The organism is Streptomyces sp. NPDC058964 (assembly GCF_042741275.1).
Classification (GTDB): Bacteria; Actinomycetota; Actinomycetes; order Streptomycetales; family Streptomycetaceae; genus Streptomyces.
The window spans coordinates 1-5644 of sequence record NZ_JBHYKH010000561.1 but is presented as its reverse complement, the minus strand read 5'-3'; the positions used below and the strand labels follow the sequence as shown (position 1 = coordinate 5644).

General features: G+C 74.4%; 2 protein-coding genes and 3 pseudogenes. 4 read left to right on the top strand and 1 reads right to left on the bottom strand.

Annotated elements, in window-relative coordinates; genetic code table 11:
- The first annotated feature begins 52 nt into the window (after positions 1-52).
- The gene (gene atzF / locus ACFW2E_RS40185) at positions 53-1738 is read left to right on the top strand and encodes an allophanate hydrolase (protein WP_384475032.1); all 1686 of its coding nucleotides are present in this window, start codon (positions 53-55) and stop codon (positions 1736-1738) included.
- A gap of 67 nt (positions 1739-1805) precedes the next feature.
- Here atzF and ACFW2E_RS40180 read toward each other — a convergent pair.
- Positions 1806-3860 (bottom strand): annotated as a pseudogene (locus ACFW2E_RS40180) (DEAD/DEAH box helicase); the annotation flags it as partial.
- A gap of 81 nt (positions 3861-3941) precedes the next feature.
- On the opposite strand from ACFW2E_RS40180, the pseudogene ACFW2E_RS40175 reads away from it, so the two are divergent.
- The 3 genes and pseudogenes from ACFW2E_RS40175 to ACFW2E_RS40165 all read left to right on the top strand — a co-directional run.
- A pseudogene (locus ACFW2E_RS40175) lies at positions 3942-4145 on the top strand (N-acetyl-1-D-myo-inositol-2-amino-2-deoxy-alpha-D-glucopyranoside deacetylase); the annotation flags it as partial.
- On the top strand, positions 4142-4558 hold the full coding sequence (locus ACFW2E_RS40170; protein ID WP_384475029.1) for a DUF6113 family protein: 417 nt from the start codon (positions 4142-4144) through the stop codon (positions 4556-4558). The pseudogene ACFW2E_RS40175 and the gene ACFW2E_RS40170, both read left to right, overlap by 4 nt.
- A gap of 194 nt (positions 4559-4752) precedes the next feature.
- Positions 4753-5644: pseudogene (locus tag ACFW2E_RS40165) on the top strand (hypothetical protein); the annotation flags it as partial.

The window sequence follows — 5644 nt, the reverse complement described above, 5'->3', positions numbered from 1 at the left end:
GGCACGGCCCTGCTCGTCCTGGCGCCGACGGCCGGCTGAGGGAGGAGCGCGAATGTCCACCAGTCCGACCCGCGTCCGGGCGGCCAACGCCCGGATCGAGGCCACCGACCGCCCCGAGGTCTGGATCACCCTGCGCCCGCGGGAGGAGGTCGAGGCCGAGGCCCGGACGATCGACGAGCGGGTCGCCGCCGGTGAGCGGCTCCCGCTGGCCGGGCGGCTGTTCGCCGCAATGGGAAACATCGACGTCCACGGGATCCCCACGACGGCGGCCTGCCCGGCGTACGCCTACGACCCGCCGGCCGACGCCCCGGCCGTCGCCCGGCTGCGCGCGGCGGGCGCGATCGTCCTCGGGTCGGCCAACCTCGACCAGTTCGCCACGGGCCTGGTCGGCACCCGCTCCCCCTACGGTGCCGTGCGCAACGCCCACGACCCGGAGCGGATCAGCGGCGGCTCCAGTTCCGGCTCGGCGGTGGCGGTCGCCCTGGGCATCGTCGACTTCGCGCTCGGCACGGACACGGCCGGCTCGGGCCGGGTCCCGGCCGCCCTCAACGGCATCGTCGGACTCAAGCCCACCCGCGGCCTGGTCCCGGTGCGGGGTGTGGTCCCGGCCTGTGCCTCCCTCGACTGCGTGACCGTCTTCGCCCGCACCCTGGCGGAGGCCGAGCAGGCACTGGGGTTCATGGCGTCCCCGCCGGGCCGGGACCTGCCGCCCCTCCCCCGTCGGGCCCCGGGCCCCTGGCGCGTCGCGGTGGCTCCGCTCGCGGCCCTGGGCGGGCTGGACGCGGGCTGGCCCGAGGCGTACGAGGCCGCGGTGGCGCGGCTCGCCGCCGCCGGTGCCGAGATCCGGCCGATCGACCTCACGCCGTTCACCGAGGCCGCAGCGATGCTGTACGAGGGCGCGTTCGTCGCCGAGCGCTACACCGCCGTAGGGGACTTTGTCGACAAGTTGACTGCCGAGGGCGGTATGGGCCTCGACCCCACGGTCGCCGGGATCATCACCCGCGCCCGGGACATCCCGGCCCACCGGCTCTTCGCCGACCAGGACCGGCTGGCCGCGCTGCGCACCCGGGCCCGTGCGGAACTGGCCGACGCGGACGCCCTGCTGCTCCCCACCACCCCGGGCCATCCCACCCTCGCCGAGGTGGCCGCCGACCCCCTGGGCGTCAACGCGCGGCTGGGCCGGTTCACCAACTCGACGAACCTCTTCGACATGGCCGCCGTCGCCGCTCCGGCGGGCGAGGTGAACGGCCTGCCCTTCGGCGTGATGCTGATCGGCCCGGCGTTCACGGACGACCGGCTGGCCGCCATCGCCCGGTCGCTGGAGCCGGAGGTGAGCCTCGCCGTGGTCGGCGCCCATCTGACGGGCGGGCCCCTCAACCCGCAACTGCTGTCCCTGGGCGCCCGTCTGGACCGCACGACCACGACGGCTCCCGTCTACGCCCTGCGCGCACTGCGCACCGAGCCCCCCAAGCCGGGCCTGGTCCATGTGGGCGAGGGCGGAGCGGCGATCGAGACGGAGGTCTGGCGACTGCCCGCGGAGGGCCTGGGCCGCCTGCTCGCCGCACTACCCCGCCCGATGACGCTGGGCAGCCTGGAACTGGCCGACGGCAGCCGGGTCCCCGGCTTCCTCTGCGAACCGAGCGCCCTGACGGACGCCGAGGACATCACGCGGTACGGCGGCTGGCGTTCATTTCTGGAGCGGGGCCAGGACAACGCGCCCGAAGGGACGCGGGACTGAATCGATTTGCGGCTCCGCCGCGTGGGCGCGGCAAGCCACGACGCACCTGCACCCGCCCGCGCAACCGTCACCCCACCGACGAATAGGCGACAACACCCCGCAGCAACTGGTCGACAGCCTTGCGCGCGGCCTTCGCCACCGTCGAGCCCTCCGCAGGAGAAGCCGCCGAGATCTGCCCCAGCACGTCGATGACCTGCTTGCACCACCGCACGAAGTCCCCGGCCGGCATCTCCGCCTCCCGCAGCACCTCGTCCAGCCCCTTCCCCGAGGCCCACATGTACGCGGCCCAGGCGAAGCCGAGGTCCGGCTCGCGCTGGCCGACGCCCTCGGTCTGGGTGATCCGGAAATCCTCCTCCAGCGCGTCGAGCCGGCCCCAGATGCGGACCATCTCGCCGAGCGCGGCCTTCGCCTTGCCCGAGGGCAGCTTGGGCGCCATGGCGTCGTCGCCGACCCGGGCCTCGTACACCAACGCGGAGACACACGCGGCGAGTTCGGCAGGAGCCAGGTCCTCCCAGACCCCCTCGCGCAGACACTCGCTCGCCAGCAGGTCGAGCTCGCCGTACAGCCGGGCGAGCCGCTTGCCGTGCTCGGTGACCTCGTCGCCACGCAGATAGTCGAGTTCGGTCAGCAGCGCCACGATCCGGTCGAAGGTGCGCGCGATGGTGTTCGTGCGGCCCTCGATGCGGCGCTCCAGCTGCGAGGTGTCGCGCAGCAGCCGGTGGTAGCGCTCGGCCCAGCGGGCGTGGTCCTCACGGTCGTTGCAGCCGTGGCAGGGGTGGGCGCGCAGGGCCGTGCGCAGCCGGGCGATCTCCCGGTCGTCGGCGGCCTGGGAGCGCTTCTTGCGGGCGCGCTCGGGCGGGATGTGCCCCGCTTTGGTGCGCAGCGCGGAGGCGAGGTCGCGGCGGGACTGCGGGGAGCGCGGGTTGAAGGACTTCGGGATGCGCATCCGCTCCAGCGGTTCGACGGGCACCGGGAAGTCCATCGACGCCAGCCGCTTGACCTGCCGCTCGGCGGTCAGCACCAGCGGGCGGGGGCCGTCGTGGTGGTCGAAGCCGCGGTGGCCGTTGGACCGCCCTGCGGGCAGACCGGGGTCCAGTACCAGCGCGAGGCCCGCGTACTTGCCCGTCGGCACGTGGATGACGTCGCCCGGCTTGAGCTTCTCCAGGGCCACGGCGGCCTCGGCGCGCCGCTGGACCGCGCCCTGCCGGGCCAGCTCGGTCTCCCGGTCCTTGAGCTCACGGCGCAGCCGCGCGTACTCCTCGAAGTCGCCGAGGTGGCAGGTCATCGACTCCTTGTAGCCCGTCAGGCCCTCCTCGTTGCGCTGCACCTGCCGGGAGATCCCGACGACCGACCTGTCGGCCTGGAACTGTGCGAAGGAGGTCTCCAGCAGTTCGCGCGAGCGGTGCCGGCCGAACTGCTCGACCAGGTTGACCGCCATGTTGTACGACGGCTTGAAGCTGGAGCGCAGCGGGTACGTGCGCGTGCCGGCCAGACCAGCGAGGTGCTCGGGGCTGATGCCGCGCTGCCACAGCACGACCGCGTGGCCCTCGACGTCGATGCCGCGCCGGCCCGCACGGCCGGTCAACTGGGTGTACTCGCCCGGGGTGATGTCGGCGTGCTGCTCGCCGTTCCACTTGACGAGCTTCTCCAGCACGACGGAACGCGCGGGCATGTTGATGCCGAGCGCGAGCGTCTCGGTGGCGAAGACGGCCTTCACCAGGCCGCGGACGAAGAGTTCCTCGACGACCTCCTTGAAGGTCGGGAGCATGCCCGCGTGGTGGGCCGCGATACCGCGCTCCAGGCCCTCCAGCCACTCGTAGTAGCCGAGGACGTGCAGGTCCTCGGTGGGGATGGAGGCGGTGCGCTCCTGGACGAGGGCACGGACCTCTTCCCGCGCCTCCTCGTCGTTGAGCCTCAGGCCCGCGTACAGGCACTGCTGGACCGCGGCCTCGCAGGCCGCGCGGCTGAAGATGAAGGTGATGGCGGGCAGCAGACCCTCGGCGTCGAGCCGCTCGATGACCTCGGGGCGGCCCGGGGTCCACACGCGCGAGCGCTGTCTGCGCTCCCGCTCCCGGTCGGCCTCGCGCATGGCACGGCCGCGTCTGCGGTCCTGGTACGACGGGGGGGGGGGGGCCCGCCCCCCGCCCCCCGCGCCGGGGGGGGGGGGTTGGGGGCGGCGGAGGTCGACCCCCCGGCGCCGCACGGCACCGCGCACGCCGCCGCCAAGGCCGCCGCGATGCGCGCGCACGTGACCCAGATCGAGGTCGCCGAACCGTACTTCGCGGTCTCCAACGAGCTGGCCCAGCCCCTGTTCACCACCGAGTACTACGAGTTGGTGAGCGGCGGACGCCAGCAGACCCGGGAGGCCGACCTGTTCGCCGGGACCGGCGTCGAGGAGGCGTCATGAGCTCCGCCGGACGCGGTTCGATGCTCGCCCAGCCGCTGCGACCCCCCTCCCCCGGGCGGATCGCCGCCTATCTGGGCCTGTTCGTGCTCGGTGCCGTCGTCTGCGTCGCGGGCGCGCTGGTACAGGCCGGCTGGTTCCCGGGCGGGTTGCTGCTCGCGCTGGCGGGCGCGGCCGGACTGTTCCTCGGCGGCGCCCGCGCCACCGGTACCCGCGCCGGAGCCGTCGCGCCCGCGGCCGGCTGGATCGTCACCGTCATCGTGCTCACCGTCGGCCGGCCGGAGGGAGACTTCCTGTTCGGGGCGGGAGGCGGCTCCTATCTCTTCCTGCTGGGCGGCATGGCGCTGGCTGTGATCTGCGCCACCCTTGGGTCGGGGCGGCAACCGGACGCCGACGATGCCCGACTTGCCAAGTGACGTACCAATTCGCCGCAAGGCGCGCGTGCGAGTCCGGTGTGGGTTTCCCCGGCGGTCCCGGGATACGCGCCAGGAGCGGCCAGTATGGTGGTGCGCGCCGCCGAGCCTCCCCCAAGTGCTCGACTTCGCTCGAGCAGGGGGGACCCCCATCGTGAGGTCGTGACGGGCGGCGGAGCCAACCGGGAGAACCTGCCTTGAGTCGTGAAACTGACACTCCGTCCTCCGGGCCCAACGGGCGCGGCGGAGCCGCATACCCTTCGGGCACGCCGCCGTACGGGACCCCCATGGTTTCCGACAGCGGTACGGACGCGGGCCGTTCGGCCGCACAGCCCGAGGAACGCAAGACCGAGACCACGCTGACGACCCGGATCCGGATCAACATCCCCGGGTCGCGCCCCATTCCGCCGGTCGTCATGCGTACGCCCGTCGCGGACGCCGAGCGCGCCGAGGCCGACAGGGGAGCGGACGCCGAGGCCCAGCCGACGGCCGCCACGACGGCCGCCACGGCGGCCACCGCGCCCCCCGAGACTCCCGCCGCCGAGTCCGCGGCTGCCGCCGAGGATAAGACGCGCGACTGGTTCGCGCCCCGCAAGTCCTCCGCCGGCAAGGCCGGTCCGGGCGGCGGCGGCACGAACGCGGCCGGACCGACCGGCGGTTCCCCGGCCGGTACGCCCGCGCCCGGCACGGGGGCGGGCGCATCCGGTGGCGCGGGTGCCTCGGGCGGCGCGGGTGGCGTCAAGGGCGTGCGTCCGGGCGCCGGCCGCCCCGGTGGCGTGGTCGGCTCCATGAGCGTGCCGGGCGGCTCCCGGCCCGGCGGCACGAACGGCGCCGGGCTCTCCGGGGCCACCGGTGGACCCGTGGCTCCCGGGCACGGCGGCGGCACCGGCTCCTTCGACGTGACCGAGGTGCTGGCCGCGGGCCAGCTCGGCAACGGCTCCCGCCCCGGCTCGGGCGGCGACGAACCGCGTCGCGACGACCTGCCGTACTTCTCGGAGAAAGACCGCGCCGGCCAGAACGGCCTGGGCGGTGCCAACGGCCAGGGCTCCGTTCCCGGCGGCCCGAACGGCCCCAGCGGATTCAACGCAC

Excerpts from the sequence above, each read along its gene's own strand:
- atzF (WP_384475032.1), top strand. The coding sequence starts at position 53 with ATGTCCACCAGTCCGACCCGCGTCCGGGCGGCCAACGCCCGGATCGAG.
- ACFW2E_RS40170 (WP_384475029.1), top strand. The coding sequence starts at position 4,142 with ATGAGCTCCGCCGGACGCGGTTCGATGCTCGCCCAGCCGCTGCGACCC.